Genomic DNA, 21,415 nt, shown 5'->3' on the forward strand with positions numbered 1-21,415 from the left:
CATGACGACGAACCGAACCCTGCGGGCCGCCATCGCCTGCGCGCTCGCGCTGGGCGCGACCGCCGGCCTCCAGGCGCAGACCCTGAAGGACCTGACCGACGACCAGGCCACCACCGGCGATGTGCTCACTTACGGGATGGGCTATGCGAACCAGCGCTACAGCCCGCTGAAGGCGATCAACAAGGGCAATGTCGACAAGCTCACGCCGGTCTGGACCTACAGCCTGAACAACCCGCAGGGGCAGGAGTCGCAACCCATCATCCACAACGGGGTGATGTACGTGACGACGCACACCAGCACCGTCGCGGTCGACGCGCTGAGCGGCCGGCAGATCTGGAAGCAGGACCTCGAGTTCGCGTCCGATGTGTTCAAGATGGCCTGCTGCGGCCTGCTGAACCGCGGTGTGGCGATCTACAACGGCAAGGTCTACCGCACCACGCTCGACGCGCACGTGATCGCGTACGACGCCAAGACCGGCAAGCAGCTCTGGAAGTCGAAGGCGGCCGACTACAAGCAGGGTCATGCGATGACATCGGCCCCGCTGGTGACTGGCGGCGCGCTGATCACCGGCATCGCCGGCGGCGAGTACGGGACCCGCGGCTTCATCACCGGCTGGGACCCGGAGACCGGGAAGGAGCTCTGGAAGCTGTACACGACCGCCGCGGCCGGCGAGAAAGGCGGCGACACCTGGCCCGGCGACACCGCGATGAAGGGCGGCGCGCCGACCTGGCTGACCGGCGCCTACGACCCCCAACTCGACCTCGTCTACTGGGGCACCGGCAACGGCGGTCCGTGGAACGCCGAGGCACGCAAGGGCGACAACCTCTACGTCTGCTCGGTGCTCGCGTTCCGGCCGAAGACCGGCGAGCTGGTCTGGCACTACCAGTTCTCGCCGAACGACCCGTTCGACTACGACGCCACGGAGGTCGGCATGCTGGTCGACATGGACGTGGGCGGCACCAAGCGCAAGGTGCTGGCGCAGGCCAACCGCAACGGCTTCTTCTACGTGCTCGACCGCGCCAACGGCAAGCTGCTGGCCGCGAACCCCTACGTCAAGGTCAACTGGGCCGACAAGATCGACATGGCCAGCGGCCGGCCGGTCGAGTCCGCGGCGTTCAAGCGCGTGCGCGCCGGCGAGGACGTGGAGATCTTCCCGTCGGTGCTCGGCGGCAAGAACTGGCAGCCGATGTCGTGGAACCCGGCGACGGGCCTGGCCTACGCCAACACGCTCAACATCAGCTGGCCGTACCAGCTGGCCAAGCCCGAGTACAAGCAGGGCGAGTGGTACCTGGGCGTCAACTTCCGCGGCGTCAACATGCCCAAGGACCAGCCGCACGGCTACCTGAGCGCGATCGACCCGATGACCGGCAAGAGCAAGTGGCAGATGGCCTGGCCGGGCCAGCCGAGCATGGCCGGCACGCTGTCGACGGCCGGCGGCCTGGTCTTCACCGGCTCAGCCACCGGCGAGGTGATCGCGGTCGACGCCGAGAGCGGCAAGAAGCTGTGGCAGTACCAGACCGGCTCCGGGATCATCGGCCTGCCCGTCACCTGGGAGAAGGACGGCAAGCAGTACGTGTCGATCGTCTCGGGCGGCGGCGGCGTGTGGGCCCTGCTGGGCGACGAGCGCATGTCGCAGACGCCGGCCGGCGGTTCGCTCTGGACCTTCGCGATCCGATGACGGGGCGGCTCGCCGTTTCCTTCGCGGCGGCGCTGCGGGCCGCCGCGCTGGCGGCCGGTGCGAGCTTCGCATCGGCCACCCTCGCGCAGGCCCACTTCCAGCCCGAGGACATCGACATGGGCCGCGTGCAGTACCACCGCACCTGTGCCCAGTGCCACGGCCACAACATGGTCAACTCCGGCACCACGGTCTACGACCTGCGCCGCTTCCCGGTCGACGACGTCGAACGCTTCCAGAACTCGGTGACGAACGGCAAGGGCAACATGCCGTCGTTCAAGGATGCGCTGACGCCGCAGCAGATCGAGCTGCTGTGGGCCTACGTGGGCAGCCGCGGGGGCAAGGAACCGTGACGCGGCTGCGCCTCGCGTGGACCGCGGCACTGCTCGGTGCGGCCGGCGTTGCGCAGGCCGCGGAGCCGCTGGCGGTCTGCATGGCCGAGAACAACCCGCCGCTGTCGTACACGGTGAGCAGCGAATTGCGCGGGCTCGACGTGCGGGTCGCGCAGGCGATCGCGGACGAACTCGGCCGGCCACTGAAGCTGGTGCCGTTCGAGTCGAAGTACGAGGCCGAGAGCACGCTCTCGCACGAGGTCAACGCGCTGCTGTCGTCCGGGGTGTGCGCGCTGGCCAGCGGCTTCCCGCTGCTCGCCGGCGACCTGGGCGCGCCGTCGCGGCCGACCGCGCGCGTCCCCGACTACCCGGGCGCCAAGCGCCCGCCGCTGCGACCGTGGGTGCCGCTCGGCACCCTGGTCCCGAGCCGGGCCTACCACGCGGTGGCCCTCGGGTTGCTGGTGCGCGAGGCGGCGCGCGAATCGGCCACGCTGGCGCAGCCGGGCGATGCGCGCATCGGCGTCGTCGCCGGCACGATGGCGGGCACCGCCGTCACGCTGTTCCGCAACGGCAAGCTGCGGCCGCAGATCGTCGGCCTGTCGCGCAACGAGGACGCGCTGGAGGCGCTCGAGAGCGGCCGCATCGACGCGACGCTCGCGGCGCTGGACCGCTACGACGCGTGGCGGCTCGCCCATCCGGCGAGCACGCTGCGCCGCGCGGCGTACGTGCACCCTCTGCGCATCAACATCGGTCTGGTCGCGCGCGAGGACGCACCCGACGTGCGGGCCGCGGCCGACCGCGTGATCGAACGGGCACTCGCCAATGGCGACCTGCAGCGCTGGAGCACCGCCGCCGGCACGACCTGGGTCGTGCCGGGCGACCCGCAGGTCGGTCGCGCGATCGGCCTGCCGGACCTGATGGCCGAGTGATCGGCGCCGGCCGTCAGGCCGGCTCGCCGGGACGCGACATGCGCGCCGATGCCAGATCGTCGCGATGGCGCGGCGCGGCCCGCGTCTCGAGCGAGGCCAGCAGCACCGCCGCCACCGCGGCGATCTCGTCGACCGCCTGGCCGAAGGCGGCCTCGTTCACCTTGGACGGCTTGTTGAAGCCGCTGAGCTTGCGCACGAACTGCAGCGAAGCCGCGCGGATCTCGTCCGCCGTGACCGGCGGCTCGAAGTTGTACAGGGTCTTGATGCTGCGGCACATCGCCCGCCCTCCTGTTCCGTCGACGTCGTCGTCAGTGCGCCTTGCTGCGCGGCTTGGTCATGACGCCGGGGGTGTGGATCGCGACGTGTTCCGGGTGCAGCGCCGGGTCGTCGGCACCGAGCAGCTGCTCGCGCATCATCACCGCGACGACCGCGGGGTTGACCTTGCCGTCCGGGTGCGTCGCGGCCTCGACCATCGCGCGGTAGATGGCGCTGGGCAGCACCATCGCGAGTTCCAGGCTGAGCTCGTTCGCCATGTCGTAGTCGTCGGGCGCCGAGTTCTTGTCCAGCGTGCCGGCCAGCACCAGGTAGCGCGCCACCTTCTCGGTGAGGTCGAGCTTTTCGCGGGCGGGGAAGTCTTTCATCGTCGTGTCTCCTGGAACGCAGTCAGCCTTCGAGGGTACAGCAACGTCAGCGGTTCATGGCCTCGTAGACCCGCGCCGCGGCCCACGCATCGTTCGCCGCGTACAGCAGCTGGCTCTCGCTGAGCTGGCGCGCGGCCCAGTTGGAGGTGCTCGCCTTGCCCGACTTCAGGAAGCGCTTGCCGAACAGCAGCGCGACCGCGGTCTTGACGCCGATGTCCTTGCGGTAGCCCTGGGCACGGAACAGGTGGTTCAGGTCGACCACGCCGCGCGCCTCGACGCCGAGCTTGCCGCGGATGCGACGCATGTCGTCGCCGAGACCGAAGCCGACTTTCTGGCCGGCGTGCGTGGCCAGCAGCTCGCACAGCACCGCGCGGCAATCGGCGTCGTGCAGCTGGAAGATCCAGGCCTTCTCCAGCGTTGCGAGCTGCACGATGTGCGGGCCGTCGGAGACCTCGCCCTTCGCGAAGGTCGGCTTCGATTCGGTGTCGAAGCCCAGCATCGTCGCGCCCGCCAGCTCGGCGATCGCGCGCTCGGCATGGCTGCCGGTCGCGATCAGTTCGATGCGTTCGAGCGGCAGCCGTTCGAACGGCTCGAGCGCGGCGATCTGCTCCTTGTCGGGCGTGAACGGGGAGTCGGTCATGCGAGCGCCTCCGCGCGGCGCGGGTGGAACGTGACCGGCGCGAGCGCGCGGGCGCGCAATTGCCCGCAGCCGCCGTCGACTTCCTGCCCGGCAGACTGGCGCAGCTTGGTCAGCACGCCGCGGGCGTGCAGCGCACGCGCGAGCGCTTCAGCGCGCTCCGGCGCGGGCCGTTCGAAGGCCAGACCGTCGACGGCGTTGTACGGGATCATGTTGAGCAGCGCGAACTTGCCGCGCAGCAGCGCGACGATGCCGTCGAGCTCGTCGTCGCCGTCGTTGACGCCGGCCAGCAGCGTCCACTGGTACTGGATCGGGTAGCCGGTCGCGCGGGCGTAACGCTCGCCGAGCTCGACCAGCTCGGCCGGATCGATCCGCGGCGCGCGCGGCAGCAGGCGGGCGCGCCGTTCGGCGTCGGTCGAGTGCAGCGAGAGCGCGAGCGCCGGCTTGACCTGCAGCCGCGGCAGCGCGTCGAACACGCGCCGGTCGCCGACCGTCGAGAACACCAGGCTCTTGTGGCCGATGCCGCCCTCGCGGCCGAGCAGCTCGATGGCCTCGGTCACGTTGTCGAGGTTGTGCGCCGGTTCGCCCATGCCCATGAACACGACCTTCTTCACCGGCCTCAGGGTGCGCGCGAGCGCGACCTGCGCGACGATCTCGGCACTGCCCAACTGGCGCAGCAGGCCCTCGCGGCCGGTCATGCAGAACACGCAGCCGACGGCGCAGCCGAGTTGCGTCGACACGCACAGCCCGCCGCGCGGCAGCAGCACGCTCTCGACCGCCTGGCCGTCGGCCAGCTCGACCAGCAGGCGCGACGAGCCGTCCCCGGCCGGGTGCTCCGACCGCAGCCGCGCCAGTCCCGCCAGGTCGTCGACCAGCGCCGGCAGCATCGCGCGGACGGTGAGCGGGAGGAAGTCCTCGGGCTTGCGCTTGCCGCTGTGCTGCGGCAGCGCCATCGCCCACAGGCGCAGCACGCGGTGCTCGTGACAGGCCTGGGCGCCGTGCTCGCGCAGGCGGCGGCGGATGGATTCGATGCGCATGGACGCCGGAGTTTAGGCGCTGGCTCAATTCCCCCGGTTTGCCTGCGGCGCGCGCGGGTGCGACGATCGCGGCCCATCGCGGCATCGCCGCCTGCGGAGCCGCGAATGAGCCTGACCGACCAGATCCTCGACACGTTGCGCGCCGAGTTCTCGGACGTCCCCGACGTCGCCCAGCTCACCCGGCTGGTGCTGCGCCTGCTGCTGGCGGCGGTACTCGGCGGCGTGCTGGGCTACGAACGCGAGCACAAGGGCAAGGCGGCGGGCATCCGGACGCACATGCTGGTGGCGATCGGCGCGGCGCTGTTCGTGCTGGTGCCGCAGCAGGGCGGCATGGGCATCGCCGACATGAGCCGCGTGATCCAGGGCGTGGTCGCCGGCATCGGCTTCCTGGGCGCCGGCGCGATCATCAAGCAGCAGCGCGAGGAAAGCGTTCAGGGGCTCACCACGGCGGCGGGCGTCTGGATGACCGCGGCCATCGGCATCGCCTGCGGGCTCGGCCGCGAAACCACCGCGGTGATCAGCACCTTGCTCGCGCTGGCGATCCTGGCGCTGGTGCCGCGCTGGCTCGAGCCACGCCCGTTGGATTCCCGTCCGCCCCCGCGCTGATCGCCAGTCAGGCACGGCACTGGATTTCTGTCCCCCACTTCTGCCACACTGCGCGGCGAACCGGATCGGAGAATGCGCTTGGATCAACGATCGACTCGCGGCCCGTTGCCGCCGCAACCCTTCTTCTCGACACCGCAGCAGCGTCTCGCGCTGGCGCGCCAGCGCTATTTCGAGGACGGGGTGCGACCGTCGGGCCTGGTCAGCGAGAGCGTGATCCAGTCGTGGTCGCGCTGCGTCCACGGGCACCGCGATCCGGTCGAGCGCATCGCCTTCAACCCGGTGACGCCGAGCCGCATCCACTCGGCGCTGTCGCGCAGCCAGGTGCTGCTGCAGGCCGCGGCCACCGACCTGGTGCAGCTCGAGGACACGCTGGCCGGCACCGCCTGCACCGCGATCCTGACCGACCACCAGGGCGTCGTCGTGCATGCCACCCGTTCGGCGGCGGACCACGGCGAGGTGCTGCTGCCGCTGGCGCGCCGGGTCGGCGTCAGCCTCGACGAGGAGCACATCGGCACCGGCGCGCCCGGCGTCACGCTGCGCACCGAACAGCCCTGCCTGGTGCTCGGCGGCGAGCACTTCTTCGGCAACCTGCAGCAGCTGCATTGCGCGGCCGCGCCGATCCGCGACGTGCACGGGCGCCTCGCGGCGGTGCTCGACCTGACTTCGGAAGGCCGGCCGTTCGGCTTCGACGCCGCCGCGGTGGTCGCGCTGTACGCGACGACGATCGAGAACCAGCTGCTCAGGGCGCAATCGAGCGAGCACCTCGTCGTGCACCTGCAGACCTCGCCCGCGCTGCTCGGCACGCCGATGGAAGGGCTGGCCGGGCTCGACGCGAGCGGGCGCATCGCCTGGCTCAACAACGTCGCGGCGCGCCTGCTCGGCGTCACGCAGGGCGAGGCCGGGCTGCATGCCGACGATGTCTTCGGCATCGCGCTGAACCGGCTGGCCCTGCTCACCCGCGCATCCGATGCGGCGCTGCACCGGCTGCCGAACGGGCTGAACGTCTGGATCGCCGCCCGCATGCAGGCCCCCGACGGCGCCGGCCCGCTGGTCCAGCTGCGCGCGCCTGCGCGGGTCGAGCCGGCGCGCATTCCCGTCGCCGAGCCGGTGGCGGCGACGCTGCGCGACAACGACCGCCACCTGATCGTCCAGACGCTGCAGGCGTGCGCCGGCAACGTGTCCAAGGCCGCCCGCAAGCTCGGCGTGTCGCGCGGCCTGATCTACCGGCATCTCAAGCAGGCGAAGGCGGAGCCGGCCGACGTGTAGCCCGCGTCGATAATGCCGCGCATATGCAAGTGTTCCGCGGCTTCCATCACCCTGGCATCGCGCCCGCCTGCGCGCTCACGATCGGCAACTTCGACGGCGTGCACCGCGGCCACCAGGCGATGCTGGCGCTGCTGAAATCCGAGGCCCAGCACCGCGGCTTGCCGGCGTGCGTGATGACCTTCGAGCCGCACCCGCGCGACTATTTCGCCGCGACGGCCGGCAGGCCCGAGCTGGCCCCGGCGCGCATCGCCACGCTGCGCGACAAGCTCAGCGAACTGGTGCGCTGCGGGATCGACCAGACCGTCGTGCTGCGGTTCGACCGGCGCTTCGCCGCGCAATCGCCGCAGGCCTTCATCGACGACGTGCTGGTCCGCGGCCTGGGCACGAAGTACGTGCTGGTCGGCGACGACTTCCGGTTCGGCGCGAAACGCGCCGGCGACTACGCGATGCTCGACGCGGCCGGGCAGCGCGCCGGCTTCGACGTCGCGCGCATGAACAGCTACGAGGTGCGCGGCCTGCGCGTGTCCAGCTCCGCGGTGCGCGAGGCGCTCGCCGCGGGCGACATGGGCCAGGTCACGGCGCTGCTGGGCCGCCCGTACAGCATCAGCGGCCATGTGGTGCACGGCAAGAAGCTGGGGCGCAGCCTCGGGGCCAGCGCGCCGGGCGGCAGCGACGGCTTCCGCACCCTCAACCTGCGCTTCAGCCACCCGAAGCCGGCCGCGCTCGGCATCTTCGCGGTCCGGGTCCACGGCCTGACGGACCGGCCGCTCGACGGCGTCGCGAGCCTGGGCAAGCGGCCGACGGTCGACGACAGCGGGCGCGTCTCGCTCGAGACCTATGTGCTCGATTGGCCCGCCGCGCTCGGCCCCGAGGGGGGCTACGGTAAACTCGTGCGCGTGGAACTGCTGCACAAACTTCGCGACGAGGCCCGCTATGACGGGCTGCCGGCGTTGACCGCCGCGATCGAGAAAGACGTGGTCGACGCCCGCGAGTTTCTGGCGGCGCACGCGGCCGAGCACCGCCAGACCAGCCGCGACCGAATTATTTGACGGGCGCGCCGCCCGCCCGATCTCGAAGCGCACCCGCGCCCCCGCGCGGGTCTCCATCCTGTTCGCTGCCCCAGCCGGCAACGCAACCTCCGAGCGCCACCATGTCTACCCCAGACCAGACTCTGAAGACCGACTACCGATCGACGCTGAACCTGCCCGACACCCCGTTCCCGATGCGCGGCGACCTGCCCAAGCGCGAGCCGGGCTGGGTCAAGGAATGGACGGATCAAGGCATCTACCAGCGCCTGCGCGACGCCCGCGTCGGCCGCCCCCGCTTCGTGCTGCACGACGGTCCGCCCTACGCCAACGGCACGCTGCACGTCGGCCACGCCGCCAACAAGATCCTGAAGGACATGATCGTCAAGGCGCGCCAGCTCAAGGGGCTGGACGCTCGCTACACGCCCGGCTGGGACTGCCACGGCCTGCCGATCGAGAACCAGATCGAGAAGACCTTCGGCCGCAACCTGGAGCGTGCCGACGTGCAGGCCAAGAGCCGCGCCTACGCCGGCGAGCAGATCGCGCAGCAGATGGCCGACTTCAAGCGGGTCGGCGTGCTCGGCGACTGGGAGCACCCGTACCGCACGATGGACTTCGGCAACGAGGCCAACGAGATCCGCGTGCTGAAGAAGATCATCGAGCGCGGCTTCGTCTACCGCGGGCTGAAGCCGGTCTACTGGTGCTTCGACTGCCACTCGTCGCTGGCCGAGTTCGAGATCGAATACGCGGACAAGAAGTCGCAGACGGTCGATGTCGGCTTCCTCGCGGCCGAGCCCGAGAAGCTGGCCGCCGCGTTCGGCCTGCCCACGCTGGCCAAGGATGCCTTTGCGGTGATCTGGACCACGACCGCATGGACGATCCCCGCCAACCAGGCACTGAACGTCGGCCCGGCGATCGAGTATTCGCTGGTCGACACGCCGCGCGGGCTGCTGGTGCTCGCGAGCGCGCTGGTGCTGAAGTGCCTTGCACGGTATGACCTCGAGGGAACCGTCCTGGCGACGACCACCGGCGCGAAGCTCGAAGGCCTCAACTTCAAGCACCCGCTCGCCCTCGTCGACCCGGGCTACGACCGCGTCGCCCCGGTCTACGCCGCCGAGTACGCGACCGACGACGACGGCACCGGCATCGTCCACTCGTCGCCCGCCTACGGCATCGAGGACTTCAACTCCTGCCGCGCGCACGGCCTGGCGCTCGACGACATCCTGAACCCGGTGCAGGGTGACGGCCGCTACGAGGCGGGCCTGCCGCTGTTCGGCGGGCTGAACATCTGGAAGGCCGCTCCGCTGGTGGCCGACGCCATCCGCGATGCTGGCCGGCTGTTCGCCACCTCGACGCTGACCCACAGCTACCCGCACTGCTGGCGCCACAAGACGCCGGTGATCTACCGTGCCGCGGCGCAGTGGTTCGTGCGCATGGACGAGCCCGCGCAAGGCACCGCCGGCGTGTTCCAGACCGAGACGCCGGCCAAGACGCTGCGCCAGACCGCGCTCGCCGCGATCGAGCAGACCACGTTCTATCCGGAGAACGGCAAGGCGCGCCTGCACGACATGATCGCCAACCGGCCCGACTGGTGCATCAGCCGCCAGCGCAACTGGGGCGTGCCGCTGCCGCTATTCCTGCACAAGGAGAGCGGCGAGCTGCACCCCGACACGCTGGCGCTGATCGATCGCGCGGCCGGCATCGTCGAGCAAGGCGGGGTCGAAGCCTGGTCGAAGCTGAGCGCGACGGATGTGCTCGGCGCCGACGGCGCGAACTACATCAAGAGCAACGACATCCTCGACGTCTGGTTCGACTCGGGTTCGACCTTCTTCCACGTGCTGCGCGGCAGCCACCCCGGCGTCACGAGCGAGGAAGGCCCCGAGGCCGACCTCTACCTCGAAGGCCACGACCAGCACCGCGGCTGGTTCCACTCGTCGCTGCTGATCGCCTGCGCGATGGAGGACCACGCGCCCTACCGCGGCCTGCTGACCCACGGCTTCACGGTCGACGGCTCGGGCCGCAAGATGAGCAAGAGCCTGGGCAACTTCATCTCGCTGCAGGACTCGGTGCAGAAGCGCGGTGCCGAGATCATCCGCCTGTGGTGCGCGGCGACCGACTACTCGGGCGACCTCGGCATCGACGAGAAGATCCTCGACCGCGTCGTCGACTCGTACCGCCGCATCCGCAACACGCTGCGCTTCCTGCTCGCGAACACGAGCGACTTCGACGCCGCGACCGATGCCGTGCCGCTCGCCGAGATGCTCGAGATCGACCGCTGGGCGCTGGCGCGCGCGGCGCAGTTCCAGGGCGAGGTGCTCGCGCACTACGAGGTCTACGAGTTCCACCCGGTGGTCGCGAAACTGCAGGTCTTCTGCAGCGAGGACCTCGGCGCGTTCTACCTCGACGTGCTGAAGGACCGGCTCTACACCACCGCGCCGAAGAGCGCTGCGCGACGCTCGGCGCAGACCGCGCTGTGGCACATCACGCATGCGATGCTGCGCTGGATGGCGCCGTTCCTCAGCTTCACGGCCGAGGAGGCGTGGAAGGTGTTCGCGCCGGGCCAGTCGGTGTCGATCTTCGTCGAGACTTACAGCGATACATCCTCGTGGGCCGATGACGCGCTGCTCGCGAAGTGGGCGCGCATCCGCGCGATCCGCGATGTCGCGAACAAGGAGATCGAGGCGGTGCGCACCGCCGGCCGGCTCGGCTCGTCGCTGCAGGCGAACCTCGCGATCGGCGCGAACGAAGCCGACCATGCGCTGCTCGCCTCGCTGGGCGAGGACCTGCGCTTCGTCACGATCACCTCGAAGGCGGTGCTGACGAGCGCGACCGAGCTGAACGTGGCGGTCGCGCCGTCGACCTCGACCAAGTGCGACCGCTGCTGGCACTACCGCGACGACGTGGGCGCGGATGCCGCGCACCCGACCCTCTGCGGCCGCTGCGTCACCAACCTGTTCGGCGCCGGCGAAAACCGGACGATCGCCTGAACATGGCCGCGAAGAAATCAGGCAGCTCGCTGCTGCCCTGGCTGGGCATCGCCGCGATCGTGATCCTGCTCGACCAGATCACGAAGGCGATGATCCTGCGCACGATGGCGATCGGCGACAGCCACACGATCACCTCGTTCTTCAACATCGTGCACTGGCGCAACACCGGCGCGGCGTTCTCGTTCCTGCACGCCTCGTCCGGCTGGCAGCGCTGGCTGTTCGTCGGGCTGGCGGTCGTGGCGGCCGTCTTCATCGTCTGGATGCTGTCGCGCCACGGCGGCCAGCGGCTGTTCGGCTGGGCGCTCGCGCTGATCCTGGGCGGCGCGATCGGCAACGTGATCGACCGGCTGCTGCACGGCTCGGTCGTCGACTTCATCCAGCTGCACTGGCGCGGCGCCGCGTTCCCGTCGTTCAACGTCGCCGACAGCGCGATCACGGTCGGCGCGGCGCTGCTGATCCTCGACGAACTGCTGCGCGTGCGACGCGGGCGCTGACGCGCGGCTGCGCGCGCCGGCCCTCGCCGTTCGGTCGGCTCAGGGCATCAGGATGCTGCAGCCGGTGGTCTTGCGCGCCTCCAGGTCGCGATGCGCCCGGGTCACGTCGGCCAGCGGGTAGCGCTGCTCGATATGGATCTTGACCTGGCCACCGGTGACGACCGCGAACAGCTCGTCGGCCATCGCCTGCGTGGCCTCGCGCGTCGCGATGTGGGTGAACAGCGTCTGCCGCGTCACGTAGAGCGAGCCCTTCGCGCCCAGCATGCCGGGTGCGAACGGCGGCACCACGCCCGAGGCGTTGCCGAAGCTGGCCATCAGGCCGAACGGGCGCAGGCAGTCGAGCGACTTGTCCCAGGTGTCCTTGCCGACCGAGTCGTAGACGACCTTCACGCCCTGACCGCCGGTGATCTCCTTGACGCGTGCCGCGAAATCCTCGGTGCGGTAGTTGATGACGTGGGCCGCGCCGTTCGCCTTGGCGAGCGCGCATTTCTCGTCCGAGCCGGCGGTGCCGATCAACTGCAGCCCGAGCGCCTTGGCCCACTGGCAGGCGATCAGCCCGACCCCGCCGGCGGCGGCGTGGAACAGCACGAAGTCGCCGGCCTGCAGGCCGCCCTGCGGCAGCGTCTTGCGCAGCAGGTATTGCGCGGTCAGGCCCTTCAGCATCATCGCGGCGCCGGTCTCGAACGAGATCGCGTCGGGCAGCTTGACGACATTGCGCGCCGGCATCACGCGCAGCGTGCAGTAGGCGCCCGGCGGGTTGCTGGCGTAGGCGGCGCGGTCGCCCGCCTTCAGGTGCGTGACGCCCTCGCCGACCGCCTCGACGACGCCGGCCGCCTCCATGCCGAGCGACAGCGGCGTCGCAAGGGGGTACACGCCCGAGCGCTGGTAGACATCGATGAAGTTCAGGCCGCAGGCGTGATGGCGGATGCGGATCTCGCCGGCGCCGGGCTCGCCGACGGGCATGTCGACGAGGTGCATCTCCTCGGGGCCGCCCTGCTTCTCGATGCGGACGGTGGGGTTGTTGCTCTGGGTCATGCGCGGTCTCCTGAATCGGACCGCTATGGTGCCAGCAACGCCCGGTCCCTGCCGGCGCGAGCGATTATTCGGGCTCGATGCCGGCGGCCTTGATCACCTTGCCCCATTTTTGCGTGTCCGCGGCCTGGAAGCGCGCCAGTTCATCGGGCGACGTGGTCCAGGCCTCGGAGCCGCTCATGTCGAAGAAGGCCTTGGCGGGCGCCGCCTTGACCGCGTTGACGAGCAGCTCGTGCAGCCGTGCGACCACCGGAGCCGGCGTGCCGGCCGGCACGTAGGCGGCGAACCAGTAGCCCATGTCGTAGCCCTTCACGCCGGCCTCTTCGATCGTCGGCACGTCGGGCAGCTGCGTGCTGCGCTTGTGGGTCGAGTAGCCGAGTGCGCGCAGCTTGCCCGACTTGACCTGCGGCAGACCGGTCGAGGTGTCGGTGATCATCAGGTCGATCTGCCCCCCCAGCAGGTCGGTGATGGCCAGCGGATTGCTCTTGTAGGGCACGTGCAGGATCTCGGTGCCGCTCAGCTGCTTGAGCATCTCGCCGGCGACGCGGCTGGACGAGCTGCCGCTGCCGAAACTCAGCTTGCCCGGCGACTTGCGCGCGGCGGCGAGCAGGTCGGCCACGCTGCGGTACGGCGAGGCCACGTTGACCACCAGCACCTGGCCGCCCTTGCCCAGCCCGGTGACCGGTGCGAAATCCTTGACCGGGTCGTAGGGCAGCTTCTTGTAGAGGTGCTCGTTGGCGGACTGGGTCGTGTTGGTCGTGATCAGCACGCTGTAGCCGTCGGCCGCGCTGCGGGCCACGGCCTGGGCGGCCAGCATGCCGCTGGCACCGGCCTTGTTGTCGACGACGACCGCCTGCTTCGTCTGCTCGGTCACCGATTGGCCGAGCGCGCGCGCGAGCTGGTCGGTCGCGCTCCCGGCCGCGAACGGCACGACGAAGGTGACCGGCTTGGCCGGATAGGTCTGCGCGGCCGCAGGGAACGCGGCCACCGCGACGAGTGCGGCGGCAATGGCGAGCGAGCGGCGTCGCGAAGGAATCGTGGTGTGCATGGGCTTGTCTCCGGAAGTGGTCTTGAACGAAACAGGGGGAGGTCAGCCTGGCCCAACCAGGTGGCGATCGAGTGCGCGCGGCAGCTGGATGGGCAGGTCGAGCAACAGGAACGACAACGCCTTGCCATGGCTGTCGAGGTTCAACGCGTCGTTGACGCCGCCGTCGAGCACGCCGTCGAGCACGAAGTTCATCGCATGCAGTGTCGGGCAGAGGTAGCGCGCCACCCGGGTCGGGCGCCGGTGGGCGAACTGATGTGCCACCGCGCCTTCCGTCACCTGCTCGACCAGCACCGACCACAACGCCGGGTGCCAGGCGATGACACTGATGTTGGAGCGGTCGCCCTTGTCGCCGGTGCGGCCATGGGCGACGCGGTAGAGCGGCACGGTCAGCGAAGCGCTCATGCGCCGTCTCCCGTCACGAAGCGATGCGTCGCAGGCACCTGCGCGCGCGGCACCAGGCACGAGACCGTGCCCAGACGTGGCCGGAGCACGGTGCGCACGCCGCCGCCGCCCGCCGGGCCGCAGCAGTACAGCGCGGTCACCTCGCGCACCAGGCGCTCGGCGCTGCGGCGCGTCGGCTGGTTGACGGCGACGCGCAGGCGGATGTCACGGCCTTCGCCGACCGGCTGCTGCGCGAGCCAGCGCCCGCCGTCGTCGCCGAAGACGCTGGCGGCGCCGATCAGGTCGACACGCAGCGGACCCAGTTCGTGCAGCCGCTGCTGCAGCACCTCGGCCGCCAGCCGCGCGCGCGCCTCGGCGCGCGCGCCTGCGTAGGAGATCTCGCCCTCGGCGAACCAGCCGGTCTCGTGGCAGACGTTGACCTTGAGCGTCGCTGGCCGCGGGTGGCCGCGCACGCCGCGCAGCTGCACGCGGTCATGGCCGAGGTCGATCACCTCGGCGGCGCCGATGTCGGCCACCACGTCGGGCGTCAGGTAGGCGCCCGGGTCGTGAATTTCGTAGAGTAACTGTTCCTTGACGGTATGCGCGTCGATGCATCCGCCGGTGCCGGGCGGCTTGGTGATCACGCAGTCGCCCTCCGCGTCGATCTCGGCGATCGGGTAGCCGAGGTGGGCGAGTCCGGGCACGTCCTTGAAGCCGGGATCGGCGTAGTAGCCGCCGCTGACCTGCGCGCCGCATTCGAGCAGGTGCCCGGCCATCGTGGCGCGGGCGATGCGGTCCCAGTCGTCGCGCGCCCAGCCGAAGTGCGCGAGCGCAGGGCCCACGACGAGCGACGGATCGGCGACGCGGCCGCAGACGACGATCTCGGCCCCGGCGAGCAGGGCATCGGCGATCGCATCGGCGCCCAGATAGGCGTTGGCACAGACGATCTGCAGCGTCGAGCCGGCCGGGCCGAGCGTGTCCGCCAGCAGGGCGCGATGCGCAGCGTCCGCCAGGTCATCGCCCTCCACCACCGCGATGCGCGGCGTGCGCAGGCCGAGCTCGTGCGCCAGCGCGAGGATGCGCCGCGCGGCGCCGACCGGATTGGCGGCGCCGAAGTTGCTGACGATGCGCACGCCGGCGCCCAGGCAGCGCGCCAGCACCGGCGCCAGCATGTCGTCGAGCAAGGGCTCGTAGCCAGTGGCCGGATCGGCTCGGCGCGCGATCTGCGCCAGCGCCAGCGTGCGCTCGGCCAGGGTCTCGAAGATCAGCACGGCCGGCCCGCCCGCATCGATCAGCGCATCGACGACCGGACCGGCCGCATCGGTGCGGTCACCGGAGAAGCCGGCCGCGCAGCCGACGCGCAAGGGCATCGTGATCATGGGTCTCCTGGCGCGCCGTCGTCGCGGCACTTCGGTGAATGGGTGATGGCGAATGTAGAGACGTGGAGTTATTCTGTGAAATCGGAATTTCCGATGAATTGATTTGTTTCACCGATGAATCTATCGACCCGCCAGCTGCGCGCCTTCCTGGCCCTGGCCGAATCGCGCAACTTCACGCGCGCGGCGGCGTCGAGCCATCTGTCGCAGCCGGCATTCAGCGCGCTGATCCGCCAGCTGGAGGACGACGTGGGCGTGCGCCTGTTCGACCGCACGACGCGACACGTCGCGCTGACGGCCGAGGGCGAGGCGTTCGAGCGCGCGACGCGGCGCATCCTCGACGAGGTCGATGCGGCGGCTTCGGGCATGCGCGACCGGGCGGCGCGACGCATCGGCAAGGTGTCGATCGCCTTGCTGCCGTCACTGGCGGCCGACTGGCTGCCGGACGTGCTGGCCGGGTTTCGCGCGGCGCACCCGGGGATCGGGCTCGCGGTGGCGGACGTGCTGTCCGAGCCGTGCATCGACCGCGTGCGCGCCGGCCTGGCCGACTTCGCCCTGGCCGCCACGCGCGCCGAGACCCCCGAACTGCGCGCCGACCTGTTCTGCAGCGACGACTTCCACCTCGTGTGCCCGCGCACGCACGCGCTGGCGAAGCGCCACAACCCGCGCCCGAAGGAGCTCGCGGGAGAACCGTTCATCCACCTGTCGCGCACGTCGAGCGTGCGCCAGTACCTCGACGCCGCGACGCATCCGCACGGCTTCGCCCCGGTGCTCGAGGTCGATCAGCTCGCGACGGTGGCCGGCATGGTGCGCGCCGGGCTGGGCATCAGCATCGTGCCCGCGCTCACCCTCTATCAATTCCGATCTCTCGAGCTGGCGATCGTGCCGCTGTCCTGGCCGGGGCTGAGGCGCAGGATCTACCTGGTGCGGCGGCGCGACCGTGGGCTGTAGGTGGCCGCGCAGGCCTTCTGCGACTGGGTGCTCGCGCGCCGACCGGGCACCGGCACATCGATCGGACACACGAAGCGCTGACCGCGATCAGGCGGACCGCAACCCGGCACGTGACCCCGCGGTCCAGCGCAGCGGCCCGAACCAGGCCCCGGCCCAGATCGCCCAGGCATTGAGTGACCCATAGACCACCAGCGCCGCCGCCTGCGCGACGAACACGCCCGTCAATCCCGCGCCGGAGCGCAGCGCCAGCCAGCCGCCGATGCCCGCGACCAGCAGCCGCGCCACGTTGCCCCAGACCGGCCACATCAGCCGCCCCGCCCCCTGCGACGCGAAGTACAGCGACAGCGCCAGTCCGAAGAAGCCGTAGACGGGGCCGACGACCTGCAGGTACTTCGTTCCGGCTTCGAGCATCGCCGGGTCGGTGCCGAACAGCGACAGCCACGCGTGCGGCCAGAAGGCCGCCGCCAGCCCGATCAATTCGGTCAGCGCGGCCGACAGCCCGGCACCGATCCAGGCCGCGCGCAGCGCCCGCTCGCGCTGGCCGGCACCGATGCAGGTGCCGACCATCGCGACCAGCGGCCCGCCGAAGCCGAACACCAGCGGCACGAGCAGGTACTCGAGCCGCGACGCGGTGCCGTAACCGGCGATCGCCGTCGGCCCGAACTGTCCGACCTGCGCGGTCGCGATACCGATCGCGAGGTTGGTCGCGACCGTCGAGATCGCGCCGACCAGGCCGACCTTCAGGATGTCGGCGAACAGCGCCGCGCGCGGCCGGAAGCTGGCCCAGCTCGGCGCGAGCAGGCTGTGCTTCGACGCAAGGTACAGCCCGAGCGCGATGCAGCCCAGCGCGTAGTAGCTCAGCAGTGCCAGCGCACCGCCCGCGATGCCCAGACCCGCCCAGCCGCCGATACCGAAGATGAACACCTGCGACATCGGCACCAGCAGCACCGTGCCGACGATCGTCACGTTGGCCGGTACGCGCATGTTGCCGGTGCCGCGGATCAGCGCGGCCATCGAATTGAACAGCCAGACCAGCACCGCGCCGGCGAACACCCAGTTCGAATAGACCAGCGCCGCCGCCAGCGAGGCACCCGTGCCGCCCATGCGCGCGTACAGCGTCTCGCCCCACAGGTGCAACACGAGTGTGAACGCGAGGCCGAAGCCGGTGCCGATCATCAGTGCGTGACCGACCAGCGCGTTCGCATCGTCCCGCCGACGCGCACCGAGCGCACGCGCCACCGCGGAGGCGATGCCACCCCCCATGGCGCCGGCCGAGGTCATCTGCATCAGCATCACGAGCGGAAAGACCAGCGCCATGCCGGTCAGCGCATCGGTACCCAGCCGGCCGACGAAGTAGGTCTCGATCAGCCCGGCCGAGGCCTGTGCCACCATCACCAGCATGTTCGGCGCGCCCAGCCGCAGCAGGGTGCGCACGATCGGCCCCTCGAGCAGCAGGCGGGTGCGCGGGTCCAGCGCAGGGCTGGCGGCCGGGTCGGCGGACATCAGGGTGCGACCGCTTCGCCGAGGTACACGCCGCGCGGTGCGGCAAGGCCCTGGCGGACCTGGCGGCTCAGATCGTCGGCCAGCACTTCGTCGGCGCCCGATTCGAGCGCCGCCAGCACCTGAGCGACCACGTCATGCGGGCTCGCCTTCGGTGCGTCGAGCCCCTTCGTCATGTCCGTGTCCATGTAGCCCACATGCACCCCGACCACGCGCGTGCCCTGCGCGCGCAACTCGTTGCGCAAGCCGTTCGTCAGCGACCACGCCGCCGACTTCGACGCGCTGTAGGTCGCGACACCCGGCAGGCTAAGCCAGCTCAACACCGACAGCACGTTGACGATCGCACCGCCGCCATTGGCCTTCAGCACCGGCGCGAAGGCCTGGCTGAGCGCCAGCGGGCCGAAGAAGTTGGTTTCCAACTCGGCCCGCGCCGCCTCGGCACTGCCGGGCGCCAGCAGCGACGAGCCGCGCGAGATGCCGGCGTTGTTGATCAACAGCGTGAGGTCGGGGCAGGCCTGCACGGCAGCGGCAATGTCGGCGGCGTCGGTGACGTCGAGCCGCACCGGCACGACGCCCGCCAAGGCGATGCTCGACGGATCGCGCGCACCTGCATACACCTTGCGCACACCGGCCGCGCGCAGCGCGTCCACGAAGGCTTGGCCGAGGCCGCGATTGGCACCGGTGACGAGGACGACGGCGTTCTGGAGGTTCATGGCAGGACTTTCGTTGGAAGGAATGTTGAAGTGGATATGACGGTCGTCATATATTTGAACAAGCACAGGATGCGGTCAGGCAGGCGCCTAATCAGCGGCGCGCTGGATCAAGGCCTTGGCGGCACGGCGCACGTCTTTGGACACCCGCTTGTCGCCGCTGGCACGCGCCAGCACCATGGCGCCGACCATGCAACTCAGGATCGCGAGCGCCTTGTCATGCTGACCCGGCTCGCCCCAAGCGGGCAACTGGCGTTCGACCAGATCGACCATGTCCTTCAGGCGCCGCGCGCAGACGTTCCGAACCTCGGGCGCCTGGCGCGGCGTCTCGGTGCCGAGGGCCGCGAGCGTGCAGCCCTCCTCGGGCGCGTCGACGTGGGCGTCGGAGAGATACGCATCGACGAACGCACTCAAGGCCTCGTCCGGGCCGGCGCGCTCGGTCACCTTGCGCATGCGCTCCATCGAACGGGCCCCCGCGCGTTCGATCGCCTCGGCCAGCAAGTGATCGCGCGAATCGAAGTGCGCGTAGAAGCCGCCGTGCGTCAGGCCGGCCTGCTTCATGATGTCCGCCACACCGACGCCCGCATACCCGCTGCGCCGGATAGCGGCCGCGGCGACATCGACGATACGATCGTGAGTACGTTGTTTGCGGGACGGCTCGGTGGTCATAAGGCGAGGCCTGGTGAACAAATATGACACTCATCATATAGCGACACCCATGGCCCTGCCGTGATGCGGGACACTCGACCCTCATGAAGCGTCTGACCACCGCCCCGAATCTCGCCCTGGCGACGCTGTGGGCCGACCTCCTCACCCACGCCGGCGTGCCGACAACCGTGCAGCGCCAGTACGCGAGCAGCATCGCCGGCGAGGTACCGCCGGACCAAACGTTGCCGGAGTTGTGGGTGGTCGACGCGGCGCAGTTCGAGGAGGCGAAGAGGCTCCTACCCCAATTACGCCATCCGCCGCATCGCCGGTGGGCCTGCCCCGGTTGCGGCGAGATGATCGATGGACCGTTCGAGGAGTGCTGGAATTGCGGCGGCGGGATGCCCGGCCCTTCATGATGGAAGAAGCGGTTATTTGTCACGCAATCTGCATTGCCTGAGGACGGACGCTTGTTTGCAGGCGACGAACGGTGAACTGATGTTGCCCGATGGTCTTGGACCTCTAGGACAATCGGACCATGGAACGCCACCCTGCTTCGACTAGTCGCGGATTCACGCTCATGGAGGTGATGATTACCGTCGCGATCATTGCCATTCTCGCGGCCGTCGCCTACCCCTCATACGCCTCTTACATACGCAAGGCAAAACGCGGGACCGCGCAGGCCGCGTTGATGGATCTGGCGAGTCGACAGCAAACCTATCTGCTGGATCGGCGCGTCTATACGAACGATCCTGCAAACCTGGGTTTCGTCACACCAGGAGAGATTCAGGGAGCCTACGCGATCTCGGTGGTCTGCAATCCTGCGGATTGTCTGTCCGGCGGCTTCCTCGCCACGGCTACGCCCACGGGGTCTCAGGCGTCCTCCAACGAATTGAGCATGACGATCGACCACACTGGCGCCAAAACGCCCGCGAACACAGCCGGCTACTGGGGAAAGTGACTGAATGAGCACGCTCTCGCCCTCGACAGTGCGTCCTTCAATGCTGCAACGCTCGATACTCGGGTTCACTGCGATCGAACTGATGATCACGGTCGCCGTCGTGGCGATCTTTTCGGCGCTTGCGGCACCTTCGTTCCGCGAGTTGATTGCGACGCAACGCATCAAATCTGTTGCCGCCGCCCTTAGCGAATCTCTCTGGGTCGCTCGCAGCGAGGCGCTGAAGCGCAACGCCAACGTAGCGTTCGTCTTTCCAAATTCCGGATCGAACACTGCCGTGTCGGATTGGAAGATCACCCAAAGCAGCGACGGGTCCGGAGATGCGCTTCTCCAACAGTCTGGGTCTCCCTCCGTCGTTTCGACGACTTCATCAGGCGGAAACTTGCTTTTCGTATTCAACTCGTCCGGTCGGCTCGCGTCTGGTGGGTCATCTTCTATTCAACTCAGTGTGCCATCCGCCAATGTGAACCGCTGGGTCTGTGTTTCGGCGGGCGGGCGCGCCATCACGCAGACCACGTCATGCTCATGAATGCTCCCCTTCGAGTTCGTCCACGGGTGGCTGCCGTGGCTGGTTTCACGCTGATTGAAGTGCTAGTGACGATCGTCGTCATGCTCTTGGGACTTCTGGGCGTTCTGGGAATGCAGGCGCGTTCAGCAGTGGTGGAGTTTGAGTCCTATCAGCGAGGCGAGGCGCTCGCGCTGGTGCGTGAAATGGAGAGCCGCCTCACCAATTCACGGAGCATCGTCGACGGTTACCTCAATGCTGCTGTCAGTTCGACGGACGGCAGCATTTATGTCGGATCCGGCGCGGGGGCACAGGATTTCAGCGTCTCTGCCGCGTGCGTACCGGGCGGCGGCGTAGCGCTGGCGGAGGCCAAGTTCGAGATGTGTCAATGGGGCCAGGCACTGCAGGGAACTGCCGCCCAAGAAGGCACAACCAAGGTTGGCGCCATGATTGGTGCGCGCGGTTGTCTGATAAGAGTCGTTCCTGCGGAGGGTAATGCACTCGCCGACATCTACGTCACCGTCGTATGGCAAGGAGCCTCGCCTGGCACGGAGCCCGATGTCGACTCCCCGGCGGGTCAAAACTTCTGCGCAAAGGGCGTGAACTTCGGAACCGGCTTACGCCGCGGCGTCACGGTCCGAGTCCTTGTGCCGAATCTGACCAAGGAATCATGAGAAGAC

The 21,415-nt window shown here is 69.5% G+C and carries 24 protein-coding genes; 13 read left to right on the forward strand and 11 right to left on the reverse strand.

What is annotated here, in order from left to right; genetic code table 11:
- The first annotated feature begins 1 nt into the window (after position 1).
- From ASC76_RS07430 to ASC76_RS07440, 3 genes are read left to right on the forward strand one after another with little or no spacing between them, the layout of a single operon-like run.
- Positions 2 to 1,678 carry a PQQ-dependent dehydrogenase, methanol/ethanol family gene (locus tag ASC76_RS07430; protein WP_056464444.1) on the forward strand — a complete coding sequence of 559 codons (1,677 nt, stop codon included), beginning with the start codon at positions 2 to 4 and terminating at the stop codon, positions 1,676 to 1,678.
- Positions 1,675 to 2,028: a c-type cytochrome gene (locus tag ASC76_RS07435; protein WP_056464445.1), complete on the forward strand. Its 354-nt coding sequence runs from the start codon at positions 1,675 to 1,677 to the stop codon at positions 2,026 to 2,028. Before ASC76_RS07430 ends, ASC76_RS07435 begins: the two co-directional genes overlap by 4 nt.
- Positions 2,025 to 2,936 carry a transporter substrate-binding domain-containing protein gene (locus tag ASC76_RS07440; RefSeq protein WP_056464446.1) on the forward strand — a complete coding sequence of 304 codons (912 nt, stop codon included), beginning with the start codon at positions 2,025 to 2,027 and terminating at the stop codon, positions 2,934 to 2,936. The genes ASC76_RS07435 and ASC76_RS07440 overlap by 4 nt, the downstream gene beginning before the upstream one ends.
- A gap of 13 nt (positions 2,937 to 2,949) precedes the next feature.
- Here ASC76_RS07440 and ASC76_RS07445 read toward each other — a convergent pair whose 3' ends face one another.
- The 4 genes from ASC76_RS07445 to ASC76_RS07460 are packed head-to-tail and all read right to left on the reverse strand — an operon-like array spanning position 2,950 to position 5,251.
- Entirely contained in the window at positions 2,950 to 3,213 is a 264-nt protein-coding gene (locus tag ASC76_RS07445) for a DUF2277 domain-containing protein (protein ID WP_056464448.1), read from the reverse strand.
- Positions 3,214 to 3,244: 31 nt separating this feature from the next.
- Complete coding sequence (locus ASC76_RS07450; RefSeq protein WP_056464450.1) at positions 3,245 to 3,577, reverse strand: hypothetical protein; 333 nt, start codon at positions 3,575 to 3,577, stop codon at positions 3,245 to 3,247.
- Between the two features lie 46 nt (positions 3,578 to 3,623).
- The gene (locus ASC76_RS07455) at positions 3,624 to 4,217 is read right to left on the reverse strand and encodes a 3'-5' exonuclease (RefSeq protein ID WP_056464451.1); all 594 of its coding nucleotides are present in this window, start codon (positions 4,215 to 4,217) and stop codon (positions 3,624 to 3,626) included.
- A complete protein-coding gene (locus ASC76_RS07460; RefSeq protein ID WP_056464453.1) occupies positions 4,214 to 5,251 on the reverse strand; it encodes an RNA methyltransferase in 1,038 nt (345 codons plus the stop codon). Before ASC76_RS07460 ends, ASC76_RS07455 begins: the two co-directional genes overlap by 4 nt.
- Positions 5,252 to 5,356: 105 nt before the next feature.
- Here ASC76_RS07460 and ASC76_RS07465 point away from each other — a divergent pair, with 105 nt between their 5' ends.
- The 5 genes from ASC76_RS07465 (at position 5,357) to lspA (ending at position 11,629) form a co-directional block, all read left to right on the forward strand.
- Complete coding sequence (locus tag ASC76_RS07465; RefSeq protein WP_200947114.1) at positions 5,357 to 5,857, forward strand: MgtC/SapB family protein; 501 nt, start codon at positions 5,357 to 5,359, stop codon at positions 5,855 to 5,857.
- A 72-nt stretch (positions 5,858 to 5,929) separates the two neighbouring features.
- Positions 5,930 to 7,123 (forward strand): helix-turn-helix domain-containing protein, encoded by a 1,194-nt coding sequence (locus ASC76_RS07470; protein WP_056464456.1) that lies wholly within the window; start codon positions 5,930 to 5,932, stop codon positions 7,121 to 7,123.
- A gap of 23 nt (positions 7,124 to 7,146) precedes the next feature.
- Positions 7,147 to 8,172, forward strand: coding sequence for a bifunctional riboflavin kinase/FAD synthetase (locus ASC76_RS07475; RefSeq protein ID WP_056464457.1), 1,026 nt, complete (start codon positions 7,147 to 7,149; stop codon positions 8,170 to 8,172).
- A gap of 101 nt (positions 8,173 to 8,273) precedes the next feature.
- A complete protein-coding gene (ileS, locus tag ASC76_RS07480) occupies positions 8,274 to 11,135 on the forward strand; it encodes an isoleucine--tRNA ligase (protein ID WP_056464459.1) in 2,862 nt (953 codons plus the stop codon).
- 2 nt (positions 11,136 to 11,137) lie between these two features.
- Positions 11,138 to 11,629 (forward strand): signal peptidase II, encoded by a 492-nt coding sequence (gene lspA, locus ASC76_RS07485; RefSeq protein ID WP_056464460.1) that lies wholly within the window; start codon positions 11,138 to 11,140, stop codon positions 11,627 to 11,629.
- Between the two features lie 39 nt (positions 11,630 to 11,668).
- Here lspA and ASC76_RS07490 read toward each other — a convergent pair whose 3' ends face one another.
- The 4 genes from ASC76_RS07490 to ASC76_RS07505 form a co-directional block, all read right to left on the reverse strand.
- The gene (locus ASC76_RS07490; RefSeq protein ID WP_056464461.1) at positions 11,669 to 12,664 is read right to left on the reverse strand and encodes a quinone oxidoreductase; all 996 of its coding nucleotides are present in this window, start codon (positions 12,662 to 12,664) and stop codon (positions 11,669 to 11,671) included.
- 64 nt (positions 12,665 to 12,728) lie between these two features.
- On the reverse strand, positions 12,729 to 13,709 hold the full coding sequence (locus tag ASC76_RS07495) for a tripartite tricarboxylate transporter substrate binding protein (RefSeq protein WP_056464463.1): 981 nt from the start codon (positions 13,707 to 13,709) through the stop codon (positions 12,729 to 12,731).
- Between the two features lie 42 nt (positions 13,710 to 13,751).
- Complete coding sequence (locus ASC76_RS07500; protein WP_056464466.1) at positions 13,752 to 14,111, reverse strand: hypothetical protein; 360 nt, start codon at positions 14,109 to 14,111, stop codon at positions 13,752 to 13,754.
- The gene (locus ASC76_RS07505) at positions 14,108 to 15,469 is read right to left on the reverse strand and encodes an acyclic terpene utilization AtuA family protein (RefSeq protein ID WP_157615394.1); all 1,362 of its coding nucleotides are present in this window, start codon (positions 15,467 to 15,469) and stop codon (positions 14,108 to 14,110) included. The genes ASC76_RS07500 and ASC76_RS07505 overlap by 4 nt, the downstream gene beginning before the upstream one ends.
- Positions 15,470 to 15,583: 114 nt before the next feature.
- Here ASC76_RS07505 and ASC76_RS07510 point away from each other — a divergent pair, with 114 nt between their 5' ends.
- On the forward strand, positions 15,584 to 16,417 hold the full coding sequence (locus ASC76_RS07510) for a LysR family transcriptional regulator (RefSeq protein WP_056464468.1): 834 nt from the start codon (positions 15,584 to 15,586) through the stop codon (positions 16,415 to 16,417).
- An 87-nt stretch (positions 16,418 to 16,504) separates the two neighbouring features.
- On the opposite strand, the gene ASC76_RS07515 is transcribed toward ASC76_RS07510, so the two are convergent.
- From ASC76_RS07515 to ASC76_RS07525, 3 genes are all read right to left on the reverse strand, one after another.
- Positions 16,505 to 17,920, reverse strand: a complete 1,416-nt coding sequence (locus ASC76_RS07515; protein ID WP_056464470.1) for an MATE family efflux transporter — start codon at positions 17,918 to 17,920, stop codon at positions 16,505 to 16,507.
- Positions 17,920 to 18,630, reverse strand: a complete 711-nt coding sequence (locus ASC76_RS07520) for an SDR family oxidoreductase (protein ID WP_056464472.1) — start codon at positions 18,628 to 18,630, stop codon at positions 17,920 to 17,922. Before ASC76_RS07520 ends, ASC76_RS07515 begins: the two co-directional genes overlap by 1 nt.
- An 87-nt stretch (positions 18,631 to 18,717) precedes the next feature.
- Positions 18,718 to 19,296 carry a TetR/AcrR family transcriptional regulator gene (locus tag ASC76_RS07525; protein WP_056464474.1) on the reverse strand — a complete coding sequence of 193 codons (579 nt, stop codon included), beginning with the start codon at positions 19,294 to 19,296 and terminating at the stop codon, positions 18,718 to 18,720.
- An 83-nt stretch (positions 19,297 to 19,379) separates the two neighbouring features.
- Here ASC76_RS07525 and ASC76_RS07530 point away from each other — a divergent pair, with 83 nt between their 5' ends.
- The 4 genes from ASC76_RS07530 (at position 19,380) to ASC76_RS07540 (ending at position 21,409) form a co-directional block, all read left to right on the forward strand.
- A complete protein-coding gene (locus ASC76_RS07530) occupies positions 19,380 to 19,691 on the forward strand; it encodes a DUF2007 domain-containing protein (RefSeq protein ID WP_056464476.1) in 312 nt (103 codons plus the stop codon).
- A 119-nt stretch (positions 19,692 to 19,810) separates the two neighbouring features.
- Positions 19,811 to 20,233: a type IV pilin protein gene (locus ASC76_RS26115; RefSeq protein ID WP_082548880.1), complete on the forward strand. Its 423-nt coding sequence runs from the start codon at positions 19,811 to 19,813 to the stop codon at positions 20,231 to 20,233.
- Positions 20,234 to 20,237: 4 nt separating this feature from the next.
- The gene (locus ASC76_RS24375; protein ID WP_082548882.1) at positions 20,238 to 20,759 is read left to right on the forward strand and encodes a GspH/FimT family pseudopilin; all 522 of its coding nucleotides are present in this window, start codon (positions 20,238 to 20,240) and stop codon (positions 20,757 to 20,759) included.
- Positions 20,756 to 21,409, forward strand: coding sequence for a prepilin-type N-terminal cleavage/methylation domain-containing protein (locus ASC76_RS07540; RefSeq protein ID WP_162247071.1), 654 nt, complete (start codon positions 20,756 to 20,758; stop codon positions 21,407 to 21,409). Before ASC76_RS24375 ends, ASC76_RS07540 begins: the two co-directional genes overlap by 4 nt.
- Positions 21,410 to 21,415: the final 6 nt, after the last annotated feature.

It is taken from the genome of Rhizobacter sp. Root404 (genome assembly GCF_001425865.1).
Taxonomy (GTDB): domain Bacteria; phylum Pseudomonadota; class Gammaproteobacteria; order Burkholderiales; family Burkholderiaceae_C; genus LMDS01.